Source organism: Roseiconus lacunae (genome assembly GCF_008312935.1).
Classification (GTDB): domain Bacteria; phylum Planctomycetota; class Planctomycetia; order Pirellulales; family Pirellulaceae; genus Stieleria; species Stieleria lacunae.
Window position 1 is genome coordinate 1690623 of record NZ_VSZO01000001.1, and the last position, 25035, is coordinate 1715657.

The window sequence follows — 25035 nt, forward strand, 5'->3', positions numbered from 1 at the left end:
TCGTCAACATTTAGAATTAGGAAAAGCCGGCCGGCGTTTGCCACGGTGTCGGTGCGATCACCGGTACTGACGCCCGACGGCTGACAAGCCGAAACCGGATATTGAATCTAGACGGATCACCAGATTCGAAGAATGGTTGACGTCCCAACGGAAGCCGCCAAGGCATTCGTCAACCGAGCGCTGGTGGTGACGTTGCTTAGTCGCTCACGCGATCGGCTTAAGAATTCCGGATCGCTCTCTCGTCTCCGCTGTCAAGGCTATTACGAAGCTTGCTCTGACAAGATGGTTTTGATCCAGCCGTGCATCTTGCAGCCGCCACCGCAACACCATGTTTGCATGATGTGAAACGGCGCGGTGGTTTTGGTCGCATCGGTAACGATTTTATCGAGCCGCGAACGAAGTTCATCGAGTCGCCTTTCGACTGGTTCCATGACAAGATGAGGCTGATCGATTTGAGCAACATCGCGTTTGAGTTGCTCCGCCTCGGCGTGTGTTTTCTGACTCGACCGAGCGATCAATCGAGTAAACTCGGCCCCTCCCGATTCGATCGTCCAGAACCAATAGGCACGCGAGGAAACAAAGCAAACGGTTGTCGTTTCGGCTCCACCGTCGACGATCGCGATCGCCGGGATGGAATGTTGGGAAGGACGTCCGTTGGCTTCCGGGGAGTCATCCCCTTGAGTTGTTTCGTTAAGCAACTCTTTGAATTCCGTTGCGGCAAAATTTAGTAATGCGATCGGCGCCGCTTGGATCCCGCTGATCGGTAGCCCGGCCGATTCGAGCGATGCGACGAACGGTTCGAGGTGCGATTTTTTTGCCGCGGCAACGAATGACGGTCGACCGAGGGTGTGTTGTTCCTCATCGGGCAGTTCACATAACCATTTGACCATTTCGACTTCGTCAAGTTCAACCGGAATCCGGTCTTCGATCTCGCGTTCGAATAACAACTTCGCTTGCTTGTCGGAAACGGGAGGCAACTGAACAAATCGCGTTACCAGTTCTCGCCCGCGTAAGCTCACCCAAACAGGCACCTCAGAGAGGTCGCGTCCTTCGGTGAATTGCTCGACAGACTCTTTGATCCACGCTTGCTGAAGGTCGCTAGATTTCAGTTGTGCACCGACATTCTCGAATCGCTTCGAAAAGCAATCGACAACTTCGATCGTTCCGTCTTCTTCCGATCGTTGTAGACAGATCGCATGAACGGCGCTTCCGCCCAGGTCAAATCCCCAGCATCGGTTGGTTTTCTTTCGGCGTAGCCGTCCGAGTAAACCTTGCTTGGGTTGATAGAACTGATCGGTGATCGGTGCTTCGCCGAGTCCTTGGAGGGCGAGTCCGATCGCTACATTGAACTCTGCCGCCGCACGCTGCATTTCGTTGTGATCGCAGCCTTTGATGACTGTCGGATAGGCGAGGACATTGAGGTCGCCACCAATCCAGCTTCGTGTTTTTAGTCTGCGGGGCGCAAACAAGCTACGCGGGTCGCCGCGTTCTGCTTTGATCCGTTTGGCAATCGTAGCCAAGGCTTCCTTCGCCTTGGTGTCTTCGGGAGCAAGCTCGTTCCATCGCTTGGCGAGCCGACCGAGCACGGGGGTAGCAAACGGTTCTCCCGAGAACTGTTGTGACATCCATTGTAACTTTTCGGCTTGTTCGACCAACTTGGAATACGCATCGTTTCTTGCCGAAGCAGGCACGCTTTGCAAATAATCGATTGCCGATCGATAGCGATTTTGCTGCAGGCGTCGCTCGGCTTTTTGCCGGAGTTTATCGCCGACTTGTTGTGCCAGTCGCTGATACTTTTGGTTGTCGGGTTGTTGATCGAGAAGCAGGTCGAGGTGCTGGCCGGCGACGACATAATCACGAGCCTCGATCGCCTTCCGCAGTTGGCTGGTCGAGACGTCGAATTGTCGAATGGTCAATTGCGACTTTTCGAGAAACTGTCGCGCTTCGTCGGTCAGCAGCCTTTCTGGAATCGGGGATAGCAAGGCGATGACGCGTTTGTAATCTTCCTGTTCGAACGCGTTTCCCGCGGCGACAATTGATTCAGCCGCGTTGCTTGTCAACTGCGAGGCGATCCGCTCGATCTTAGCGAGTGCCACTTCGGCGTTATGCACCAGTTCGGTGAAGCGGAAGTCAGATTTCTTTGCGATCACTGACGAGAGTAACGAACGGGCGGTGTCATAGTCGGCGGCTTTGGTCGCTTCGACCGCTCTTGCCAGTTTGTCTTCGAACTGTTGCGACTCACGGCGAATCGCCGCTCGCAGGTCTTGTCCGCAGCTGCCGCAGAACGCTTGCGTCAGCAGGACCGGCTTATCACAGCCCTTACATTTTTCGTACAGCGTATGTCCACATCCGGCGCAGTACTGACTGTTGGCATCATTCGGTGTCTGGCATTTCCCGCAAGCGACCATGCCGCTGGGGAGTGAATCGTTCGTACCGGCCAACGTATCTTGTGGAGACAAAGACATGACTAAACTGGTGGCTCGAAAAAGAAACAGTGGGTCAACGCAAACCTCGCGGCAACGTCATCGGCTCGGACATGTCTCCGAAGGTCGATGTGTGCCGACTTGTGAACCGATGGCGCAAGCGGCGGGCCATGCTGTTTGCCCGGCATAGCGACGTGAGGCAAACACTTGCGTATTCGTCGCACGGCCTTCGGTTCGGTTCTCAATCATCATCATCGTCTCGAGACAGTCCGCGAGAACCTTCCACGGCGATCGAAGTCAAACTCTGTGAAATATCGACCCCCAATAGATCGCCAAGCTGAATGCACAGTGAGATCGGACTTGTGCCGGTTGAATCGTGTGCATCTTGTAACCGATTGGTCACGTGGATTTTGTCGAGAGACTCGGGCAACCGATCGACAGCTTTTTCGTACCACTTGACGGCGCGATCTTGGGCTCCTTGACGATAGGCACCGGAGGCTCGTTTACTGAGTTCCCACCATGCATCGCCGATCGCGACTTGACCTCGCGCGGTACCGGCACCTTGCAAGTCCATCCGGGCAACTTCACGCAAGTCGTTTTGTGGTCCGTCGGCGATTAACTGCAGGCCTGTTTTCCAGTCGCCTTTGATAAAACAAGCAAACCGGCCGAAGGCGGCACCGGCGGCGACATTGTCTGGGTCAGACCGATACATGTCCAAGTACTCTTTGGACTCATCGTAATCGCGCTTGGCGAGCCCGAGTTGGCCTCGCAAGCGATTGAGGATCCGTGAGACTTCGTCAAACCGTGCGCCGCCGGTGTAGCGATTGGCAACACGGCAAACCGAAGCGGCTCGCATGTACTCATCATCTCGAATCGCGGTCAAAACAATCGGGACGGTGCGTTCGATCAATTCGTCACCGTCGATCGTTTTTTCACTTCGTGACGCGGTCGATTCACCGAAGGCCTGGAACCACTTCAGGTTTTCCTCGAGCGCGTCGACTTCGAATTGGGCGACACGCTGATCGACGCCTTGAAGCAGTTGGGCTGTGTCCTCGGCATCGATGGCCATTCGGATCGCCGCTTGCTGTAGTGCGAACGCACCGGCCGGGTCACTCGTCATCTCGCCGGCTAACTGTAGAAACTCGCGAGCGAGTTTGACCTTGTCGCCCGAAGTTTTGGCATCGCGGATTTTATCTGCGAAGAGTTTCTTGAGGCGTTCCTGGGCCGAGCGGAGTTCGATCACGTTCGGGACCGGCGTACGAGCATACTCTTTTTCTTCGACAAGCGGTCGATCGATGATTGTCGAGTCTGCGCTCATCAACGCTTGATCAATCGAAGTGATTTCGTCCGTCTGACTGGTCATGATCTCGTTGCCGATCGCCGTTTCACCGTTCGCATCTTCGAAAGAGATCGTTTGATGAATCTGGCCGGCAGTGAAATCGTTATCATTACCGACAAAAAATGCATCTTCGATTAGGCGTTTGTCGGTACTTTTGCCAATGAAGGTTGGCAACCCGTTGGCCCACATCGCGATGAAGCCTTCGCCCCGCTTTCGGAAAAAGAAATTGTCGAGCGAAGCGACCGTGTTACCCGTCGGAAAAAACTCAGCCGGTTCGGTCCATTCTGGTGCGTTGGAATCGTCGATTTCGACTAAGAGCAACGTGTTTGCGGATCCGTCCTGGATCACACTCGGGTCTAAACCGGTTTTCGGAAAGAAAGGGGACGAATCGCCCGAGACACCGACGATGTTGGTGCGGGTGCCTGAACCGGTGATGTACTCTTCAGGGATGTACTGCAGTAGTTCCTTATTACTACCAAGGTTCCAAGGTTTGGAACGATCAAACTTGTCATATAGTTCTGGATACCCGAGGTAGGGCAGTAGCTCGACCCGCCATGAATAAATGTCGATTCCCGCTTCGTTCTGAATTGTCGGTGGTGGGAACCGGGATTGATGGTCTGCGGCGTACTTTTCAAGGGCCTCAAAGATTTTGATCATATTCTCGACTGTCCGGCGACGACTCTCGCCGTCGGACAGTTCCGCAGCGGGAAGTCGCTCCGAAAGAGGCTTGATACCGATTTGTTCGGCTAACGATTGAGGTGTCTTGGACTCAGGGTCGGCCGTCGCCAGGTCCTTCGCTGTATCGCCTGTTGGGATCGACGCTGATGACGAGGTAACGTTGCTAACCAATGCCGCGGTTTGCGGTTCAGGTTGCGATCGCTTGGCAACCTGGGTGGTCGCGGGCTGAGGCCGGACCTGTGGAGATGGTGTCGAATCAGATTGGGCCGTTTGTGGGGATGCTTTTTGAGGATCAACCTCAGGCGTGGCATCTGCGGTTGGGTTGCCCCGTGGACGCGCGGCGGCTTTCATGAACAAGTCGTCGGTATCGCTGGAACATCCAGGTAGCAGAGCCATCGCGGCAAGCAAGCCGCCCACGCACATGCACTTGATCAAGATCGTTCGTGGCATCACTTGCCGAACCAATTCTCGTAAACTCATCAAACCAGTTTCTTTCGGATGTAGAATCGACTGACTTAGGGGACGTCGATGATTGGATCAATTAGTCATCAACTTTGGAGACAGACACCCACAACGGCAACCAACTCGAGTAGCTGGGAGACAAGGGGTCGCCTACTTTGACGAAACCGCGATTTTGACTGCGATTGAACTGCAGGTCGGGACAGCCCTTGGGGACGGTAATTCGTAGCTTGTACGCACCGGGCTGGGAGGTCGCCGTCAGTTCGGTTTCTAAAGCTTTGGGTTGGATCTCAAGCACTTCGATCTCGCGAGACTTGTCGCCGCGCGATCGAACGGTGACATAGAAATCATGTTGCGTGCCACTGTCCAGCGTTCCCAGATCCAGCCCGGTCGACTGGTGAATCTCTGGGCCGTAAAAGCCCACCGGCGGTCGGACCTTGCCCTCATAGGAAATGGTTTCCTGCCGAATCCCATCGGGGGTCTGGATCGCCACGGTGAACTTTCCCGAATAGGCACCGTGGTCACTCGGTTGCAGTTTGACCGTCACGCTTTGCGCCGATCGCACGTCTTGTCCGGACAATTGCTCGTCATCAAGTGAGGCTTCGATGGCTGCCCATTCAGACTCCAATCCGTCCGCATCGATCGCGGTGATTTCAAAGTCGTCGTATACCTGGCTATAGACGAGGAACGTGGTTGTCGGGTTGATCCCGATGTCATGGCTCCCCAAACGAATCGTCGAAGGGACGACAACGCGGTGCTTTCGTTTTCCGACACAAGTCAACGCAATGTTGGTGTGAAGTGGATCGTTGGTTTTCAAGAAAACCTTTTCCGAGCTGAATTCTGTGTCGGAATCGCTGACCGTCCATGTGACATCGCAGGTCGTCGATCCATCGGGGGCAAGTTTGTTAGTCCCCAACGTTGCCCGCACGGCTTCACCTGACGTACCGGCTAGCGTCAGTTCGAGGGGTTTCTCGCCACGGTTTCGTATCGAAAAGGTGTGTTTGTATTCATCGCCGATCGTCACCCAACCAAAGTCATGTGGGAGGGTAGGAGCTTGAATGCGTGGGACCTCCATCGACCGAACTTGTTCGTTGAGTTCGATGTCAGCCATGATCGCGTCGTATTTTTCGCGTTCGCTATCGGCAACACCCCAGGGCTTGTAGGTCACCGACTGACTGAGGGCAAAGACGAACGCGGAGAAACAAAGTGTGATTGTCAACGCGATCAACAAACGTTTGGCTAAGACGTCCATAAAGCTCTTAACGAGAATTTCGTGGTGTCAGAGACCGATCGGTCGACGTCCCGATCAATCATGTGTGAATCAATAAACGTGGGTCTCGGCGGCAATGAAGCCACCGAGACCCCGTTTCAGATCAAGCTAAATCAGGATGCAATCAGCCATGATCAGTTTTCTTCGAACGTGTTTTTGAACCAACTGTCGTTGAACCAAATACCGTTGTACATTTGCGACGGTGGGAGCTCGACGTCAGCCGAGTTGTAACCGATCGAGGTGAAATCGGTGATGTCGTCGTCGATCGGGAAACCTGGGTTCAGGTAGCCGTCGTTGCTTTCATCGAAGAACAAGCGGACCGAACCGTCAGCCATCAGGATGTTGGCGGCACCGGTGTGGATCGCGAACCAGTCACGGGTGTCCTGCAAGTAAGTTCCGCCAGGGTTGGTGGTGTCATCGCGAACGCCGGCATGGACGGGCAATGCACATTCGATCGTGGTTGCTTGGCCCTTTTCGCACTGGATCTGTTGTCCCATACGAACGTCTTTGTCGAGCAAGTGAATTCGATCAGCCGAGCTGTCCCAGTAGGCGGGGCCGTCGTTGAACGATTCGGCGAGCAGCATGCCTTTAGGCAGCAAGACTTCGCCGGCTGCGTTGGTGACGTCGGCAACCAAAACGGCTTCGTCCAAGTCGCCCGGTCCGGCGTCGCCGAGCAGGCCGATGTTCTGTGCCGAAACACGTGCGGTGTCGATGCTGCTGGCGGTCAACGGGCCAACCGAGTCTTGGCGTTCTTTGAATTTTCCGCCGCTCGCCGACGTGGTGTAAGCTGCACCCGAAACGCCACCGAATTGAGTCACGGGGCTGCTACGAACCAGGTGGTAGCCCGACGCGTAGTTGGTCATGTAGCCTTTTTCGACATAGAACGTGCCGACGTAGCCGCCGTTGTCCAGCGTGCCGCCTTGGTAGGCAAACGTGATCGGCGTGTTGTAGGTACCGGTGGTGGCATCGATTGCGGTGAACAGTTCCGAAGCCGCACCCTCAGTCATACGTGCGGTGGTATTACCGGGAGCAGGATTGCTGCTCGATCCCGAAGTGGCTCCACCCATCAAGTCATTGACCTTTTCCAGGCCTTTGGCAGGGTTGCTGGGGCACAGCATGTCACCGGTGATCGCCGAACCGATGTTGACCAAGTCGGCGGCCCAGCCGTAGGTGTCCATGTCGCCGTCACGCTTCCAGTCGGAAGCACCGGAGCACAGACGGGTCAGTGGATCACGGTCGGCAAAGGTGTACATGCCGATTCCGAACTGACGCAAGTTGTTCGAGCATTGTGCACGACGAGCGGCTTCACGAGCCTTCGTCAACGCTGGCAAGGCCAAAGCCGCCAGCAACGAGATGATGGCGATAACCACCAAGAGTTCGATCAGGGTAAATCCCGACTTTCGCATCCGCGACATTTCGAATTTCCTTCTCTGGACTTTGATGGACAGGCTTTTTTGACCCGTCCATAATGGGGAAAACGACCTGAGGTAGTCGGCTGGCGATCGCTCTGGTGAACATGGCTCTGGTGCAACAGATCTGCCAATTGTTCTTCCGTGTTCGCCGGCCGGCTCCTCTCTTAATTAATGACTCCAAAGACACGGCAGCCCCGCATGCGACGCGCTGTCCTGCCTGTGTTTCAAACACGGAGTCTCGGCAACACACCGAGATTTCACGCCTCCGTCTATCGGAGTTGCCGTGCTGTTGAAGCTCGCCGTGCGATGTACGTATGCACGAACGGCCCTATCCAACATCGGGCAACATTCCAACAGGTCCCTGCGAAGCGTTGATGGATCGAACGTGAGCGTTTGGTGAAACCAAGGCTCGATCTTTCGGCCCCTCAAGGGCAATGCCTTTCCGCGGCAATGCTCATCACGATCGCACGGATCAAGTTGTGAAACGTGCGTCAATTCAAACGAGCGAAAACAAAGTCGCAATCGCAAAGTCACGGACTTCATCGTTCCTTCGCATTCGGCGGACCGGCGTCAAACCCCCTCCTTTCAAAAGCCCGTTGCTGAACACGGTTTTTGGGTAACGACGCGCAGCCTCAACATTGCCTTCATGAAATCTTCTTAAGTTCGGGCGCGCCAAAAAGACGCTTTTCGCGTCAGGTGTCACACTCCAAACAAGATTTGTCGAAGCTGTGCGGCCGAGGCGCGCACGGGGGACTCGGGAGCGAACGGATCGTTCATCTGCAATGTGGGGAAAGCCGAACCGCGTTGATCGCATCGGTGCCGCGATTGACGGCTGTCGATTATCGACTGCTAAGCACCGAGTCGGTGCAGGGATGAGCACTGCGAGTTGTAGGTGTCGGAATCAATGTTCGCGGCGGTTCGCGTAAGATGGAATCGCGAAAATTGAAATTGAAGACGCCGGGGTTACTCGTCGTCGTCGTCTTCGTCGGCGGGTGGGTTGGCCCCTTTGATTTTTGTCATTTTGATTTGGTTGCCGCGATCGTTGTAGGCAACCTCGTTCATGATCTCGTTAATCAGCAGGACACCACGGCCGCCGGGGACTTCAAGCAGTTCATCGCTCCGCGGGTCGGGGACGTCATTGGGGTCAAAGCCATCGCCTTGATCGGTGATCGTGATCGTCGCACGCTGATCATCACAGCTCATTTCGACGGTGACAGTTTTGTCCGGATCGGAATGATTGCCATGGCGAATCGCGTTAACGATCGCCTCTTGGTAGGCAAGCTGGGTGCGGAACAGATCGGCGGACGGCCATTCCCGTTCGGTCATGGCAGCGAGCAGCTCATCGACCAATTCGCTCCCAATGGTCGTATCACTGGGGATTTCTCGACGCAGCGTCCACGCGGCGTGATCAGATGACATCACGAAGGCCGGTTTTGAAGAGGGCTTGCAAAAAAGAGTCCGCGAACGGTGACGGAGTTCACTGCTTCATCATACCGTTGGGCAAGCAATTGTGGGGACTGATTAGCGATCGGGTGAACCCGCCATGCAAATATCCCGCAAATTTCAGGACAGAGAGGGGCCAAGCTCCCGTTCGGGAAGCGTCGATGCATCCCATTCGCTCAACTCGACGTCAAAAAAACGCTCCAGGCGAGTGATTCGAAACACATCCCGAACGGTCTCGCACAGTCCGGACAGGTGAAGTTCGGCCCCCGAGGAGCGGGTTAGCGTTTGCAAATGGATCAACTCATTGAGTCCCGCGCTGCTGATCCACTGGACGCCTGAAAGATCGACCACTACCTTGCGAAGTTCTGACGGCTGTAAACTCTCAAGCCGTTCAACGACATCAGTCGCAAAGTATTTGGCGAGTTTACGAGTGCTAATGCTTTTGGTTGTCGGGCAGACAACCATGACGGAGTCGTCGATTCGGATATTCGTTTGTTGACGACGTCTCGGCACCATGTTGGGCCTGCTCTTAAGGGGTCTCGAAACTACGTTAAATGGCACTAATGGAAGGTCAGACGCCGGACGTGGTGCGCCATGCCCTCGCTGAAGGATCTCGCGTGAAATCCCCGTCAATTCCGCATGTTTTATCGACATGGATGATATCAAAACCACGTCAATTTTGCAACAAAATTCGCTCTCTGGCGAATCGGCGCAATGGCGTAATCATCAACGCAGGTGAGTTCCGTCACGGCAGCCGGTGAAGATTAGCACACAAGATTCGCCAGCGTATCGGGTGACTTGTCGGGCGGGTTGTTTCACCGTCGTCCTTGTCGTCGTGGCGAGAAAATCAGTTTTCTGCTCAAAATCCAGAACCAACCAACAACCATTTGTGTGAACGATGCGTAGCGTCTGATTCGATGGCTGATTGATCCATTTTGAAGCCTGTCTTTTCGTCGCCTTCTGTTTCCGCCACGCTTTTGTGATCCCACCCGTGCTTGCGAATTTCACCGCCGCTTCGTCTGGTTTTCTTTTCGACGCTGCCTCGACCATGGGAAGCGGCTTGGTAGTTGGCCAGATTGGCGATTGGATGCCCAGTTGGGCGACTCCGATCTATGCGATTTCTCTCGGTTTGCTGCTTGGTGCCGTGGTCGCTGCGGCTTTTTATGCCGTCCTGGCTCTCTTGTCGTTTGTCCCTCCGCTCGGGAAGCTAGCCGATAATTCGACGCGGGGGACGGTTGCCTCGCTGATCGTCGGGGTGGTCGTCGGTGCAATGCTTTGCATGCGGTTCGCGTCGAGCAGTGATGAATACGCACAAACGTTGTATCTGCCGTTGCTGCTTGCGGGAATTGTGATCGGATACGCGGTGATCTATGGCATGTGGCACCGAACTCGAAGTGAGTGGGCCGACATCTTGAGCGAAGGGGTTGTGCCTTACGTCCTCTCCACGCTTGGGGCGTTCACGTTGATCGGAGTCCTGGGTGCGTATTATGTCAACGATCCGATGCAGTTCATCGAGTCGATCCCACAGGTCAACTTGATCAGCGATGGGACGGTCGTTCATGAAGTCACGGTGCCGGGGGCGAATCCTTCGGTTGCTCCTGACGAGGCGACGTTTCATGCCCAGCAGTTCGACTATGACTTGCGGGCGATGTCGGAGCTCATCATTGAATCCGATAAGACAGTCATGCTTGGTGACGGGGCGAGCATTGCCGAATTCTCTCGCAAGCCGGCTCGAATCGATGCCGGCGAACAGATGGTTTATCGGTACGAAGATCGTGATGTCCCGCCACTTCCGAGTGACCCCGCGAAATTACACATCCAGAACCGTGAACTCGATGCCGCAACGGTCAAGTTCACGATTACCACGGTGCCCCGTATTCCCGAGATTTCGCAAGCGGTCGCGATTGGGTGCATTGTCTTTTTCCTGATAAGCGCGTTGGTTGCGTTTCGGCAAGCTGCCCCGCGGGTCTGGGCACTCGCCTTGTCAACGGCCAAGAATGAGATGGCCCAGACGTTGTATCTGATCCTGCTTGCCCTTGGCATTTTCGGGGTGGTGTTCTTTTCGATTTACCCGTTCAACACCCTCGGCGACGACATTCGAATGTTCAAAGACAGCAGCGTGACGTTGATCATGGTGCTGGCAATGATTCAGGCAGTTTGGAGTGCCGGGACAAGCGTGAGCGACGAGATTGAGGGGCGGACGGCTCTGACCGTTCTGAGCAAGCCAGTGTCACGACGTTCATTCTTGCTCGGAAAGTATGCCGGCATCATGATGAGCATCGCGGTGATGTTTGTGATCATCGGGGCGATTTTCTTGTTGTTGATGGCTTACAAACCCATCTATGACGCGCGAGAAACCGCTCGGGCGACGCCGGGTTGGCAAATCGGATTCGAAGAGATCATGTCAACCGTCCCGGTCCTGGGGCTGTATTTCATGCAAGCGATGTCGATCGCCGCCGTCGCGGTCGCTTTGGCGACACGGTTGCCGCTCCTTAGCAATTTGATTTCGTGTTTGGTAATCTACGTGATCGGCAACTTGACGCAGCCTTTGGTTGCATCGGCCCGGGGCGAGAACCCGTTGGTCGGATTTGTTGGGAACTTGATTGCGATCGTGGTTCCAAACCTGAACATTTTTAATGTCCAGACTGCGATGGACAGTGGAAACCAGGTTCCCTGGATCTACCTCGCCGCCTCCTTCAACTATCTTGTCGTCTTCGCGGTCGCGATTTGGATGGTTGCTATGTTGTTGTTTGAAGATCGCGATTTGGCCTAAACGGGGCCGTTGTTAGCCCCGTTAGGATTTACGAAAGCCGCTTGATGTGTGGCTTTCGGGGCGTCGGCAAGATCGTACAGGATCATCGACGCCGGACCACTTACGGGGATCTGCAGCTTTGAATCGCTTCCAAACTCTTTCAGCGGCTCGACACGAACCGGAAGGGAAAACCGGTTCCCTGACGTACTTTATCTGGGCGGTGCTGGCCGGAATTTTGGTGCCGGTGTTGGTGCTGGTGTTCGGATTAATTTCGTACCTGCTTGAAACGAAAGCGATCGATAGTTCACCGGTTCGGTTGGGTGTGAATCTTTATGTTCCCCTCCCGGAATCATTTCTCGACCAGCGTGAGTTGGTGCAGCTCACTCAATTGACTTCGCTGGCGTTCTTTATCTCGGTATTGTTTTGCTTAGCGGTTTGGCGGCATCGTCGCGTCGCCGATCGACGTGCGATGGCAATCACGAAATCGTTGCACTATCAAGTGCTGAAGCAGAGTGTTCGTCGCGCCGAACTGGAAGGTGCCGCCGCCCAATCGGCTAGCGCTCGCGCCTTGATCGGACGACACCTTCCGTCGCTCGGTCGTGGCCTGTCGCTTTGGTACCGAGTGGTTCCACGGAGCGTATTGTTATTGCTCGGTTGTGTTGCCGTCGCATTGCTCGTCCATGTGTACTTGGCCATCATCGCGGTCATCAGTGGTGTCATGATGTGGCGTCTGTACCAGCATGTTCGCGGAACCGATGTCGAAGAAGTCGGGCGATGGGAGTTGCCACAACTGCGAGACCAAATTGCCGGTCTAGTTGCCCGTGCTCCGCAGATGGCACGATTGCAGGCCAGCGGCATTGCCGAAGAGTCGTTCCGTCACGAAGTCGATCAGCTCTATCATTCACTCGACAGCAATGATGCCCGTCGTGGCCGTATTTGGCCGACTCTTTTCCTGGCCGCGTCGTCGGCGATCGGGATCATGGTGATCGGATTGGGGCTGAATTTACTTGCAGAATCAGAGTACGGATTAAGTCTATCGTCGGCAGTCGTGTTGGGGCTGTCCCTGGCCGGTGCGTTCTCTGCCGTGTGGCGAATCCTTTCGCTCGGTCGAAACCTGCGCACCCATAGCGGTCCGGCTTGTGACAGTATCTATGCCTACTTGAAACGAAGTAGCGAGGCGACGCCTTCGGAGCAACGCGTTGGCTTGGCAGGTTTACGCGATGGGGTGGAGTTTCGCGATGTTTCGCTATTTGGGTCGCACGGCCAACCGATTCTTAACCACATCACGACAGGGTTTAAGCCCAAGTCGCTGGCTGTCTTGCTAGGGACAGACCAAGTCTCCACCCAGGCGATGGCCGAAATGCTGATGGGGTTTGGTCGTCCGGCTACGGGGGAGGTGCGAATCGACGGACTGAAACTGCTCGATGTTCACCCCGCGTCACTTGCCAAGAACGTCATGTGGGTTGACCCCACCGGTCCACTTTGGGACGGCACGATCGAAGAGAATCTTGCCGGTGGTGATAGCGAAATCAATAGTTCCGACATCGTCGCGGCGCTGCGTGAAGTCGACGTTTATGAACAGATCTCACGTCTTCCCGAAGGCCTAACGACGTACGCTTCGGTGGAGGACAAATCATTGTCGACCGAAGCAACCTACGGAATCGGTTTGGCCCGCGCGCTTCTGCATCGGCCTCCGATTCTTCTGGTCAGCGAACCGCCGGCTGTCAGCACGCAGTTGGATGACGATCCGTGTCTAAAAACGCTGCAAAAGCTTGCCGGCCAAGGGTCGCTGGTGGTCGTTTTGCCGCGGCGATTGCAAACCCTACGTTCCGCCGATCGAGTCATCCTGCTCAATGGAGCCGATTTAGCGGGCGAAGGTCGCCATGCCGATTTGCTCAACGACAGCGATCTTTATCGACACCTTAACTATTTGTTGTTCAACCCGTACCGCTCGGGGGCGCGTGTCGGCTGATCAGCCGACACCCGATATTTTCGATCTAGACGGAGCGTTAATCGCCAAAGTGGACGGAGCAGGCGTCTCCATCACATCCTTGGGAAGACGACGTCTGGTCAGACCGTTTTCCGGCAATTCGGTAGCGCCGTTTGGCGACTTGGTGGTAGCCCCACCGCCACAGCTTTGCCGTCCCGGGCAGATGTAAGATCGGGGCCGCGGGCCACAACAACGGCAATCTTCGGGATAGGTAACGCACCGCGTCGCCGCCGCCGTGACGTCTGCCTTGCTGGTCGATCACGAACATTTGTTCCATCATCTGTTCGTAGGTCAAATCGGGGTAGCGGTCGCGGACACGCGGGTCGTGAAGCGAGATGTAGCTGAGACGATTTCCGCAGCAGTCAAGCCGTTGCAGATTTTTGACTTGGCCCAGACAGAAATTGCAATCGCCGTCATAAATGACCACGTCAGCACCCGGCCGGTCATCCGGATCGGGCAACCCGTGCTCGCGATTCGACGTGGACTGTTGGGCGGACTTTTCGGCAGTGGCGGGAGTTTCGGTGGCTGCGGAGCCCATTTTTTCGACCAAAAACACGTTTCTCGCTGCAAAATTGCGGTGACAGGCGGACTGACGCTGTCCCTATACTGGGATTGTAGGTCGTCCCTCCTTTAAGGCTACCGCAATGAATCGAATTGAATCACAGGTCCGTCGAGCTCGGCGGCGTCTTGTTCTGGGAACATTTGGACGCGTTGTCTGCGTGACGCTGTTTGTCGCCTTGATTGTCGCCACGATTGCTTGTGCGTTGCCGGGAATCCAGGCGATGGAGGTCGATCTGACGTGGTGGAACCAGGCGTGGATCGCCGGTTCCGTTGGCGTCGCCGTGCTAGCCGCTGCCGCGTACGCCTTGCTGACACGTCCATCTCTGGAACGCGTTGCGCTGGAAATCGACAAACGCTTCTCGCTCGGCGAACGCCTGAGCAGCTCGATGTCGATGTCGACATCTGACCGGGAAACCGAATTTGGACTCGCCGTCATGACCGATGCCGACCGTCGGGCCGAAAAACTAAAAATTGCCGAAAAGTTTGCCTACCAGCCCAGCCGTCTTGGTTGGTTGCCGTTGGCGATCGCTCCGGTTCTGGCCGTGGTGTTGATCCTGGTGGAACCCGCATCGATCAATCCACAGGCCGGTACCGAAGTCGATCCAGAGGTCACGGCGCAGATCAAACGCGCGTCGCTTCAGTTGAAAAAGCGGATCGCACAGCAAAAGCGAAATGCGGATGCGAAGGGACTCAAGGAAGCCCGTGATTTGTTTGACAAGCTTGAACGCGATCTGAACGAAATCACTGAAAAGAAAAACATCGATCGCAAGGACGCGATGATCGCACTGAACGATCTCAAGAAACAACTCGAGGAACGTCGCGAGCAACTTGGGTCCAATGATCAACTGCGAAAAGCGATGTCGCAAATGCAGTCGTTGCAAGCGGGGCCGGCCGGCGAAGCTGCCAAATCGATCGCCAAAGGTGACTTCGGGAAAGCCGAAAAAATTATGCGTCAGCTGGCGTCCAAGATGAAGGACGGCAATCTGGACGAAAAAGAAAAACAAGAGATCAAAAAGCAGATCGAGCAACTGAAGAATCAGTTGCAAAAATCGATTGACCAACAGAAGCAAAAACAACAGCAACTGCGCGAGCAGATCGAACAAGCGAAACGCGAAGGCCGTTCTCAAGATGCCGCCAAGATGCAGCAGCAGCTCAATCAGATGCAGCAGCAATCCAAGCAGCAAATGCAACAGATGCAGCAAATGGCGGACAAGCTGGCTCAGGCCGCTCAGGCGATGCAAAACGGTGACGCCGACCAAGCGTCCAGTTCCCTACAGGACATGGCCGATCAGCTCGGCGACATGCAAGAGGAAATGAGCGAGCTGAAAGATCTCGAAGACGCGATGAATCAGTTGTCCCAATCGAAAGATCAAATGCGTTGCGGCAACTGCAGCGGGTCGGGGTGTCAGCAATGCCAAGGGATGGGACAGGGGATGGGACAAGGCGACAAGCCCGGCAACGGCATGGGCGAAGGAAACGGTCAGGGTGATCGTCCCGAAGAGGAAGACGAAACCAACACTTACGAGACGCAGGTTCGCGGTAAAGTCCGGAAAGGACAAGCGAAGATCACCGGATTTGCCGACGGGCCCAACCGTAAAGGGGTGACCCGCGAAGAGCTCAAGCGGGCCGTCGAAAGTGCGTTCGCCGAAGACAGCGATCCACTTGAAAACCAGCAGCTTCCGCGTACCGAACGCGAGCATGCAAAAGACTATTTCGATCGATTGCGATCCGGCGATTGATCGGGACACCCGCGGCGGCTTGCTGTCTCCAGCCTTCGTGAAATGAAGTTGGCCGGGTAGAATGAGGCTTCCATGAAAGCCTCTTCTTCCATCACTACGCCATCGGCATCGTGCCGCTCGCTTTACATCCACGTGCCGTTCTGTCGGCACCGCTGTGGCTATTGCAATTTCAGTGTCGTCGCCGGCCGAGATGATTTGATCGATCGGTTTCTCGATGCGATTACCCTGGAATTGCAGTCGGTTCGTTCAAGCACCGATCGGCCGCCCGAGTTGGAAACCGTGTTCATCGGTGGCGGGACGCCCACCCATCTCGATCACGATCGGTTGGCGACGCTTTTACAAGCGGTCCGCGATCGGTTTGACTTTGTCGCGGACGCCGAATGGAGTGTCGAAGCGAATCCGGAAGACATCACGACGGACAAGTTGCGGTTGCTCCATGACTTAGGGATCAACCGCGTCAGTCTTGGCGTGCAATCGTTCCATGATGAAAAACTGTCGATTCTGGAGCGGTCTCACGACGGCCAGCATGTTAGGCAAATTATCCGCGACGTTGCCGAAGTGATCGAGAACGTTTCGATCGATTTGATCTTTGCCGCTCCCGGCGAGACCCTTGACAATTGGCGCGAGGATTTGCGGTTGGCGACATCGCTTCCGATCAAACACGTGTCGACCTACGCGTTGACTTTCGAAAAGGGAACGGCGTTTTGGTCACGACGCTCCAAAGGCGATTTGCATGATTCACCGGAAGAGCTGGAACTGCAAATGTATGATGTCGCGCGAGAGCATTTTGCGGCGCGGGGATTCGAGCACTACGAGATTTCAAATTTTGGCAAACCCGGCTTTCGCTGTCGACACAATCTGGCGTATTGGCATGGCGCCGGATGGTATGCGGCCGGTCCTGGGGCGGCGGCCTTTGTCGATGGGTATCGCAACGTGAATCATCGCAGCACGACGTCGTATCTGAAACGCCTCGAAGCCGGGCAATCACCGATCGCCGAATCAGAATTTGTCAGCGCGGAACAATCGGCGCGAGAGGCGGCCGCGTTTGGTGTCCGAATGATCGACGGAGTGGATCTTCAAGCGGTAAGTGAACGATACGGTGTCGACTTGCTGGCGCTTTGCGAAACGGAATTGCGGCAGATGCTAGAGCAAGGCTTGATCACGCGGCATGCTGATCGAATTTGCTTGACCGAACGCGGCATCCACTTTGCCGATTCTGTCGCCGGCGAACTGCTGGGCTAGCACGGCAGTCTGGATTAATTCGCCGTGAACTGAGAAAGAGTTCTGAAGTCGGCCCTTCCGCTTTCAACTTTCCGAATCGTGAGCGTGCCGTGTCCTTCTCCAACTGTAAAAGGGGTCAGGACTCAAAAACCGACCGGTAAAGGGGATTCGTGTTATTGAGTCCTGACCCCTTTTCAGTCTCGCATCGCCGCGTGGCACGATTTGCAGTCTGCTTTCAGTTGGTCGATCAAGGTTCGCAAACGTTTGGGTTGCGTCGCCGCGTCGTGAATCTGTTTCGCGAGTTCTGTTGATCGCTCAAGTTGGTCGCGCTGCGGCTTCTGCCAGGATCGGACTTCGTCGAGTCGCATGGTTTCGACGAAGTGCTCGTGTAGGAGCACACTCTCTTCGGCAACCGAAACGCCGCCTTGATCAAGTAACGCGACCAAGTGTTCGAGTGATCGATCGATCGCGACCATTTGTTCGGCTAGCTCGGTGACCTTGACCGCTTCGTGAAACGTTGTTTGAAAACGCTTCAATTCCGACACGGGGATCTGCTCGACTCGGTCGACGCTACGAAATAAGCCGGCATATCGAGGTGAGGTTCCCGAGTCTTTAAGCAACTGATTGGCCTCTTTTTGATCCAGTTTCCCGAGCGCTACACAGGCCACCGCGGCGGCGGCAGGGGCGCGGTGACGACCATGATGGCAGTGCAAATAGACGCCGCCTTTCGAATCAGAGATCGCTTTGGCCAGTTCGAGTGTTCGTGTCGCGTTGACTTGGTCGTAACCGATAGGCAAGTGGATATAGCGAAGACCGTTTTGCTTGGCCAAGTCGACTTGGGGAGTTGATCCGTCGACACTGATGATGGTGCGAACTCCTTTTTCGGCAAGGGTTTCAAAGGCTGCTTCGCCATGTGGTGATCCACCGACAAAAAGCTGCTTGTCGATCTGCCGAAAATTTTGCATCAACGATGCGTCCACTTCGACCGGCATCGCCGAAAGCTGTTGTAATCGCTTCGCAACGTCCGAGTGCTTGGAAATCAAGTTCGTCGTTTCGTTTGGATCTTTGGTGAGGTCAAACAACATGGCGTCCTGGCCTGGTGGCTGAACCCATTTCCATTGTCCGTCACGAACGGCGTGCCATGCTTTACGTTCCAGTTCGGCATGTGAGCCGGTGGCCCAAGCGATTGGACGGTGTTTCGAAGGCGTTTCGCCGCGAAGGATCGGCAGCATGGATTCGCCATCCAGATTAGCCGGAGTTTTCAAGCCCGCTAATTCGGCGATCGTCGGGAACCAATCGAGTGCGGACGTGATCGCATCACTTTCGGTTCCTTTGGCGATCAAGTCTGGATATCGAATCAAGCACGGGACTCGCAGGCCGCCTTCGAACAAGGTCGCTTTCCCACCTCGCAGCGGTTCATTTGATCCGCCGTATTTTGGATCGCCGCCGTGGTCGGTCATAAAGATGACCAATGTCTGGTCGGCTTGTCCGCTCGCCTGAAGGGCTTGGAGTAACCGGCCGATGCCGTCGTCCATCCCGACCACCTTGGCGGCAAACGCTCGGCGCAGCGGATCATCGATCGATGTGACTCGGGCCAGATCCGCAGGCTTTGGTTGCATCGTGTTTAGCGGTGTTTGGTTTTCTTCGTCCCATGCCTTGCCAAAATGTGGCGCGTTGTAGGCGACATGCAAATACCAGGGCTGTCTATCTGTGGACAGCGTTTGATCTGTTTGATCGGATCGATGGCCGAACGATTCGATCAGCCGTTCGGCTTCGTCGGTGATCACGTCGGTCGCGTACCGGTGTGTTTCGATCAGCTCCTTGCCGCGGTACCAGTCGGGTCGATTGGCATATTGACAGGTAAAAAAATCGACACAGCCTCCGGTATGACCGAAGAAGGTGTCAAAGCCGTGTTCGGTCGGCCAAAATTTGTCTTGCCCATGACCGAGATGCCACTTCCCAACGAGATGGGTTTGATAGCCGGTGTGCTGCAGTTCGGAAACGAAAGTTAATTCGTGATCGCGAATGCCTCGGTCCGCATGTTCGTCGGCGAGGAACATCAAGGCGCTCGTCAATTGATCTGCCGAGCGATGGGCGTACCTTCCGGTCAGCAGTCCAAACCGTGACGGGGTGCAAATGCTGCTTGCGGCATAGAATTGATTGAGCTTCAGGCCTTCGGCGGCGAGTGAGTCGATGTGTGGCGTTTGGATTTCGCTGCCGTAGCAACCGACGTCGTTGACGCCTTGGTCGTCTGAAAAAATCAGCAAAATGTTCGGGCGCGCCGCATCACCGGCCGAGGCAAGTGTTGGGTGAAACAGGCAGGCAACACAGCAGGCAAGAGATGTCAATCGGAGCATCGCATTCACGAAAGTGGCAACAGAAAATCTTGATGGTGGTGCATTATATCCACCCGCCGTTCGCAATACTCCATGGCGATCCGGCAAAGTGGTTTTCGATAGCACGGATTTCGGATCGACGGATTTCAAAATGAACCTGGGTTGTCAAAGTGAAGTCTCGATGACAGAACTCTGCTCCGCATCCGGCGATGGAAATGAGATCTGGACTGTCACCCGTTGAAGGCCCCATGTCAGACTACCTCAAGCTACATTTCGTGATCCTGCTATGGGGATCGACCGCCGTCCTCGGTAATCTCATCGAACTGAGTGCGACACAGTTAGTGTTGTACCGCAGTGTGCTCGCCACCGGTCTACTGTTTTTTTTTCTCGGCCGGCACGCCAAGGTGGCACCTTCGACGGCGATGCTGTTGATACTCAATGGCGGCTTGTTGGGGGCGCACTGGATCTTTTTCTTCTTGGCGGTCAAGGTTGCCAACGTTTCCATTTGTATGATTGCGATGGCGACGATTTCATTTTGGACGGCGCTGTTGGAACCGTTGCTCGTTCGCAGTTGCCGATTTCAGTGGATCAACCTGCTGTTGGGGCTGGTCGTGCTGCTGGGAATCTATTCGATCTTTCGCAGTGAATCACAGTTCCACTACGGACTTGGCGTCGGAGTGATCGGTGCGATCCTGGCAACCTTATTTTCAATCGCGAACGGTCGGCTGGCGACGCGGGCGAGCGAGCAAGCGGTGGTGATGTACGAGATGGCCGGGGCGGCGATCGTTTGCGGAGCGACGTTGATTATCAGTGAGATGTTCGGGTTGGGACTGGCCTCGGATCGATGGGGATTGACCGCGTGGGAATGTTTGTCGCTCGCGGCGTTGGTGCTCGGTGGCACCCTGTTGGCCTATCGCATCTACGTCAGTCTGCTCCATCGGCTATCCGTCTTCACGATCAACTTCGCGAACAACCTAGAACCAATTTACGGAATCACATTGGGCGCAATTTGCTTTGGTGATCACCGATACCTAGGGATCGATTTTTACTTCGGCGCCGTCATCATCTTGTCGGCAGTGATTGCCCAGCCTTGGCTGGCGATTCGCTCCCGACGCAAACTGCAACCGTTGACGTGATTGACGGTCGTCGCGTGGTTCACGCAGCGACGACTCGGCGAGTGATAATCGGGTGGATCAACGCATAGATCAGGACGGCCAGGAACGACAACGCGCCGCTGGTCATCCAGAGCGTTTTGGGCCCCAATCGCTGTAGCAACTCGCCTCCTAAAGGGGCACCGACTGCCAATGCGATCGCATAGCACATCGTGAATAAACCCATGTAAGCGCCTCGGCAATGTTCGGGCGCCAGCTTGGCGATGATCGATTGCTTGGTCGGTGCTTGCAGGATTTCGCCGAGCGTCCAAATTCCGATGCTGATTCCGATCAACAAAAACGATCCTCCGACGCCGGTGAAACCGAAGCCTGCCGAGATCAACACCCCGCCAAGCGTCACAATACTCATCGCGTTGTAACGATTCAGCCAGTGTGTGATCGGTAGCTGTAAAACAAAGATCAACACTCCATTGATCGACATCAGCAAGCCGAATTCTAAGTTGCTGAAACCGACCTGGCGGATGTACAGCGGCAGCGTCGAAAACCCTTGAACAAACACCAGTTCGATCAGCAACGTGGACAAGCAGAACATCAGGAACGGTGCGTCGCTGAATACATGCCTGATCGAATCACTCAATCGAATCTGTGGTTCTACTGGTGGCCCGTCGGGATCGGAGGCCGTCACCACCGGACGTTCGTCGATCCACAACCAGATGATGATCGCATAGGCTCCCATCGTGATCGCGTCGAGCCAAAACAGGAGCTTGAAACTGTAGCCGGCCAAGATGCCGCCCAGTGGCGGCGCGATCGCAAAGCCAAGGTTGATCGAGATGTACATCAACGCGAACGCGTGTGTGCGACGATCAACCGGGGACAGGTCGGCAATCAAAGCCGATGCCGCCGGACGATACAAATCGCTGACGAATGCAAACAGACAGACGCCGAGCGCAAAGGGGAGCTTGTGCTCGATCGAACTGAGCAGCAGCAGCATCAAGCCGCCGCCAAGCAGGGCCAGCAGCATCACCGGTTTGCGTCCGATTCGGTCGGAAATGAACCCTCCGAGTAGCGATCCACCCATCGAACCGATTCCCAGCATTCCGATGCACAAGGTCGCGAAGGGGATGCCAAAACCCAGTTGCTCACTTGCGTAGATCGATAGAAAGATCACCGCGAACGAGCCGGCTCGGTTGATAAACGATCCGACACAAAGGATACGAACCGCGATGGGTAATTGAAGGTAGTCGCCGAACATGGCTGCAACGGGTGTCAGGGCATGGGGGGAAGTTAGAACTGCGGGCGTTGATTCGGTGCGAGCAAGGAGGCTGATCGCGACAAGCGGCGTCTGCGACATCGGCGGACAAGCCGAACCCAAAGACTCGGTCTAGACGAAGCACTAGGACAGACACACCGCCAGCGGGGTTCGCCGGGAAGTCGGCCGGCGGCCCGTTTCCGGCGACAATTTTTGGCGTCGATGGCGTTCTTCCGTTCTGGCCTTTTCTTTCGGCCGCGAAACTTTCGCCAACAGCGAGGGTTTGAATCTGTACACTCCTCTTCAGTCTCGCTTGTCCCTTACAGCCAGGGAGAGATCGCGTGATGGTATCAAACCGACTCTCGATCATCGTTCCGTTTTGCCTGTTGACCGTGGCGTTGCAGAACGCCGGCGCCGAAGAATTCATGGCGGTCGATCCGGATAGGATTTCTCCTGAACAGCTGCAATTTTTTGAGTCCAAGATTCGCCCGGTGTTGGTCCGCGAATGCTACGGATGCCACAGCGATCAATCCGGGCAGAACAAGGGTGGACTTCGTTTGGACACCCAGCGTGTCACTCTGCTTGGCGGCGATAGCGGTGCGGCGGTTGTCCCCGGGGATCCCGAATCAAGTTTGCTGTACACGGCGATCACGCATGAAGATTTTGTGATGCCGCCGAAGCGAAAACTAAGTGATGCCGAGATCGCTGATTTTCGCAAATGGATTCTCGATGGTGCCCCCGATCCTCGTGTGACCGAAGCGATCGTGATGCCACAGTCGGCGATCACCATCGAAGACATTGATCGCGCCAAGCAAACGTTTTGGGCTTTCCAGCCGCCGACTCGCACGACACCACCGGTGACGTCCGCCTGGGCGGCATCCGATTCCACTGAAAACGAATCTGCGGCGGCGGTGATCGACCGTTATGTCGATGCAAAGCGACATGACGCGGGACTGCAACCTGCTCCCGACGCCGACGCGGTAACGTTGCTGCGGCGACTGTGTTTCGATTTGGTTGGATTGCCACCGACGCCGGAACAGGTTCGCTGGTTCGAATCGGCTTTTCAAGTTGACTCCCAAACGGCCGTCGAGCGTGTGGTCGATCGGTTGCTTGATTCACAGGCCTTTGGTGAACATTGGGGACGTCATTGGTTGGACGTCGCCCGCTACGCCGAATCGACCGGCCGGGAAGTCAACATGACTTATCCACAAGCGTGGCGCTACAGAGATTATGTCATTGACGCATTCAACGCAGACAAACCCTACAACGAATTCGTCCAAGAGCAGATCGCCGGCGACCTGCTGCCCGTCAAATCGGATCAGCAGTGGGCAAAGAATTTGATCGCGACCGGGTTTCTGGCGATCGGAACAAAGAACTTAAACGAACAGAGCGCCGCACAGTTTGCGGCCGACCTAGCGGACGAACAAATCGACGCGACGACACGCGTGTTTTTAGGGATGTCGGTTGCCTGCGCCCGATGTCATGACCACAAGTTTGATCCGATTCGCCAAAACGATTACTACGCATTGGCAGGAATCTTTCGCAGTACCAAAACGCTTTATGGGAATCCACCTTCGGAGTTTGGCAATCCCGTCAGTGCCCAGCAACGTCAACGCAGTAGCTTGCTGCTGTTGCCCGTCGAGGACGATACCAAGATCGGCAAGTCCTATTCGGTGGAAGAACTGCAGTCGATGAAGGAACAACTACAGGAATACCGTAGGCAAGTCGTCGACCTGCGATCCGGCGGAACGGTGGCCGGTCGACCGGGCGCTTCAGTGCAACAGATGCGTTTGCGATTGAACAATCAGATTGCCGAACTGAGCGCAAAGATCAGTGTGCTCGACGATCAAGGTCAGCCACGCAGTTATTGCATGGGTGTCCAAGATCACTCCGCTGTTGGTGATGCCCCATTGTTGGTTCGAGGTGAGATCGATCAGCCGGCCGATCGAATCAAGCGTGACCTGCCGTTGTTGTTCCGAGATCTGCCGCTAGAGATTGCCGACGGTGCGAGCGGACGATTAGAACTTGCCCGTTGGATCGGAAGCGATCAAAACCCGTTGACCGCTCGCGTGATGGTCAATCGCTTGTGGCACCACGTATTTGGCCAAGGAATCGTGACAACGACGGAAGACTTTGGCGTGACGGGGATCGCGCCGTCGCATCCTGAGTTGCTCGATCACCTGACGCTCGAATTCATCGATTCGGGCTGGTCTGTCAAAACGATGGTGCGTTCGATGATGACATCGCGTACCTATCGAATGCAGTCACGATTTGATGAAGCAAGTCACCAAGCCGACCCAGACAATCGTCTGTTGTGGCGGGCGAACGTGAAACGACTGGGGGCAGAATCAATCCGTGATGCGATGTTATCGATCGCTGGAAAATTGGATTCCGAGCGGCCTGTCGGTTCGATGGTCGCCGAAGCAGGCTTTGTTCGTGTCCAAGGGGCAACGTTGGAAGATCCTCGCGAGGCGTTGCGTCGGCGATCTCAAACCGTAGTCACCTCGCGTCGCGATGACGTTGAACGTTTGATGCGGCAGCTGCGAAACGGAAGTCCTCGTGACCGCTCGATCGCTCGCAATCGCCTACGCGACATGAGGAACAACCCGCGTCCGCTTTCGTATGAAGAAGACAGCTCCGAAGACAAATCACTCGATCAAACACGATCCAATCTTCGCAGCGTCTATCTGCCTGTCGTCCGCGATTTTGTCCCGCGGTCGCTTGAAGTCTTTGATTTTGCCGACCCCAGTTTGATCAGCGGAGCACGCGAAGCATCCAATACACCCAACCAAGCTCTGTTCATGATGAACAATCCCGTGGCGTTGCGACTTAGCCGCGCGTTTGCCGAACGATTGGGCCGGCAGGCATCGTCGTCGAAAGAGCAAATCCAACTGGCGTTCGTGCTGGCTTACGGTCGTGAACCAACGGCCGACGAGCGTCGTGCCAGTTATGAGTATCTTCGACACGCCGACGGTGAGACCGAAGATCGCTTTGCCGGTTTCTGTCAGGCGATATTCGCCGCGGCCGAATTCAGGTATTTGAACTAACGTG

15 protein-coding genes are annotated in these 25035 nt (G+C 55.4%); 6 read left to right on the top strand and 9 right to left on the bottom strand.

Annotated elements, in window-relative coordinates; translation table 11 throughout:
* Positions 1–260: 260 nt before the first annotated feature.
* The 6 genes from pilM to FYC48_RS06340 form a co-directional block, all read right to left on the bottom strand.
* Positions 261–2465, bottom strand: a complete 2205-nt coding sequence (gene pilM, locus FYC48_RS06315) for a pilus assembly protein PilM (protein WP_149495726.1) — start codon at positions 2463–2465, stop codon at positions 261–263.
* A 199-nt stretch (positions 2466–2664) separates the two neighbouring features.
* Entirely contained in the window at positions 2665–4920 is a 2256-nt protein-coding gene (locus tag FYC48_RS06320; RefSeq protein WP_149495727.1) for a DUF1559 family PulG-like putative transporter, read from the bottom strand.
* A gap of 61 nt (positions 4921–4981) precedes the next feature.
* Complete coding sequence (locus tag FYC48_RS06325; protein WP_149495728.1) at positions 4982–6151, bottom strand: choice-of-anchor D domain-containing protein; 1170 nt, start codon at positions 6149–6151, stop codon at positions 4982–4984.
* A gap of 152 nt (positions 6152–6303) precedes the next feature.
* Positions 6304–7584, bottom strand: a complete 1281-nt coding sequence (locus FYC48_RS06330; RefSeq protein WP_149495729.1) for a DUF1559 family PulG-like putative transporter — start codon at positions 7582–7584, stop codon at positions 6304–6306.
* A gap of 960 nt (positions 7585–8544) precedes the next feature.
* Complete coding sequence (locus FYC48_RS06335; protein WP_149495730.1) at positions 8545–9000, bottom strand: ATP-binding protein; 456 nt, start codon at positions 8998–9000, stop codon at positions 8545–8547.
* Positions 9001–9144: 144 nt separating this feature from the next.
* The gene (locus tag FYC48_RS06340; protein WP_160149360.1) at positions 9145–9537 is read right to left on the bottom strand and encodes an STAS domain-containing protein; all 393 of its coding nucleotides are present in this window, start codon (positions 9535–9537) and stop codon (positions 9145–9147) included.
* A gap of 478 nt (positions 9538–10015) precedes the next feature.
* On the opposite strand from FYC48_RS06340, the gene FYC48_RS06345 reads away from it, so the two are divergent.
* Together FYC48_RS06345 and FYC48_RS06350 are read left to right on the top strand one after the other, a co-directional pair.
* A complete protein-coding gene (locus FYC48_RS06345; protein WP_235034098.1) occupies positions 10016–11797 on the top strand; it encodes an ABC transporter permease in 1782 nt (593 codons plus the stop codon).
* Positions 11798–11915: 118 nt separating this feature from the next.
* A complete protein-coding gene (locus tag FYC48_RS06350) occupies positions 11916–13748 on the top strand; it encodes an ATP-binding cassette domain-containing protein (protein ID WP_149495732.1) in 1833 nt (610 codons plus the stop codon).
* A gap of 37 nt (positions 13749–13785) precedes the next feature.
* On the opposite strand, the gene FYC48_RS06355 is transcribed toward FYC48_RS06350, so the two are convergent.
* Positions 13786–14304 carry a thiol-disulfide oxidoreductase DCC family protein gene (locus FYC48_RS06355; protein WP_149495733.1) on the bottom strand — a complete coding sequence of 173 codons (519 nt, stop codon included), beginning with the start codon at positions 14302–14304 and terminating at the stop codon, positions 13786–13788.
* A gap of 106 nt (positions 14305–14410) precedes the next feature.
* Between FYC48_RS06355 and FYC48_RS06360 the strand changes: the two genes are divergently transcribed.
* Together FYC48_RS06360 and hemW are read left to right on the top strand one after the other, a co-directional pair.
* Entirely contained in the window at positions 14411–16066 is a 1656-nt protein-coding gene (locus tag FYC48_RS06360) for a hypothetical protein (protein ID WP_235034099.1), read from the top strand.
* A 72-nt stretch (positions 16067–16138) separates the two neighbouring features.
* Positions 16139–17308, top strand: a complete 1170-nt coding sequence (gene hemW, locus FYC48_RS06365; RefSeq protein WP_149495735.1) for a radical SAM family heme chaperone HemW — start codon at positions 16139–16141, stop codon at positions 17306–17308.
* 173 nt (positions 17309–17481) lie between these two features.
* Here hemW and FYC48_RS06370 read toward each other — a convergent pair whose 3' ends face one another.
* Positions 17482–19644: a sulfatase-like hydrolase/transferase gene (locus FYC48_RS06370; RefSeq protein ID WP_149495736.1), complete on the bottom strand. Its 2163-nt coding sequence runs from the start codon at positions 19642–19644 to the stop codon at positions 17482–17484.
* 227 nt (positions 19645–19871) lie between these two features.
* Here FYC48_RS06370 and FYC48_RS06375 point away from each other — a divergent pair, with 227 nt between their 5' ends.
* Positions 19872–20759 carry a DMT family transporter gene (locus FYC48_RS06375; protein WP_235034100.1) on the top strand — a complete coding sequence of 296 codons (888 nt, stop codon included), beginning with the start codon at positions 19872–19874 and terminating at the stop codon, positions 20757–20759.
* Positions 20760–20778: 19 nt separating this feature from the next.
* Here the strand turns inward: FYC48_RS06375 and FYC48_RS06380 are convergent, their stop codons facing one another.
* Complete coding sequence (locus FYC48_RS06380; RefSeq protein ID WP_160149361.1) at positions 20779–21987, bottom strand: MDR family MFS transporter; 1209 nt, start codon at positions 21985–21987, stop codon at positions 20779–20781.
* Between the two features lie 341 nt (positions 21988–22328).
* On the opposite strand from FYC48_RS06380, the gene FYC48_RS06385 reads away from it, so the two are divergent.
* The gene (locus FYC48_RS06385) at positions 22329–25031 is read left to right on the top strand and encodes a PSD1 and planctomycete cytochrome C domain-containing protein (RefSeq protein ID WP_235034101.1); all 2703 of its coding nucleotides are present in this window, start codon (positions 22329–22331) and stop codon (positions 25029–25031) included.
* The last annotated feature ends 4 nt before the right edge of the window (positions 25032–25035 follow it).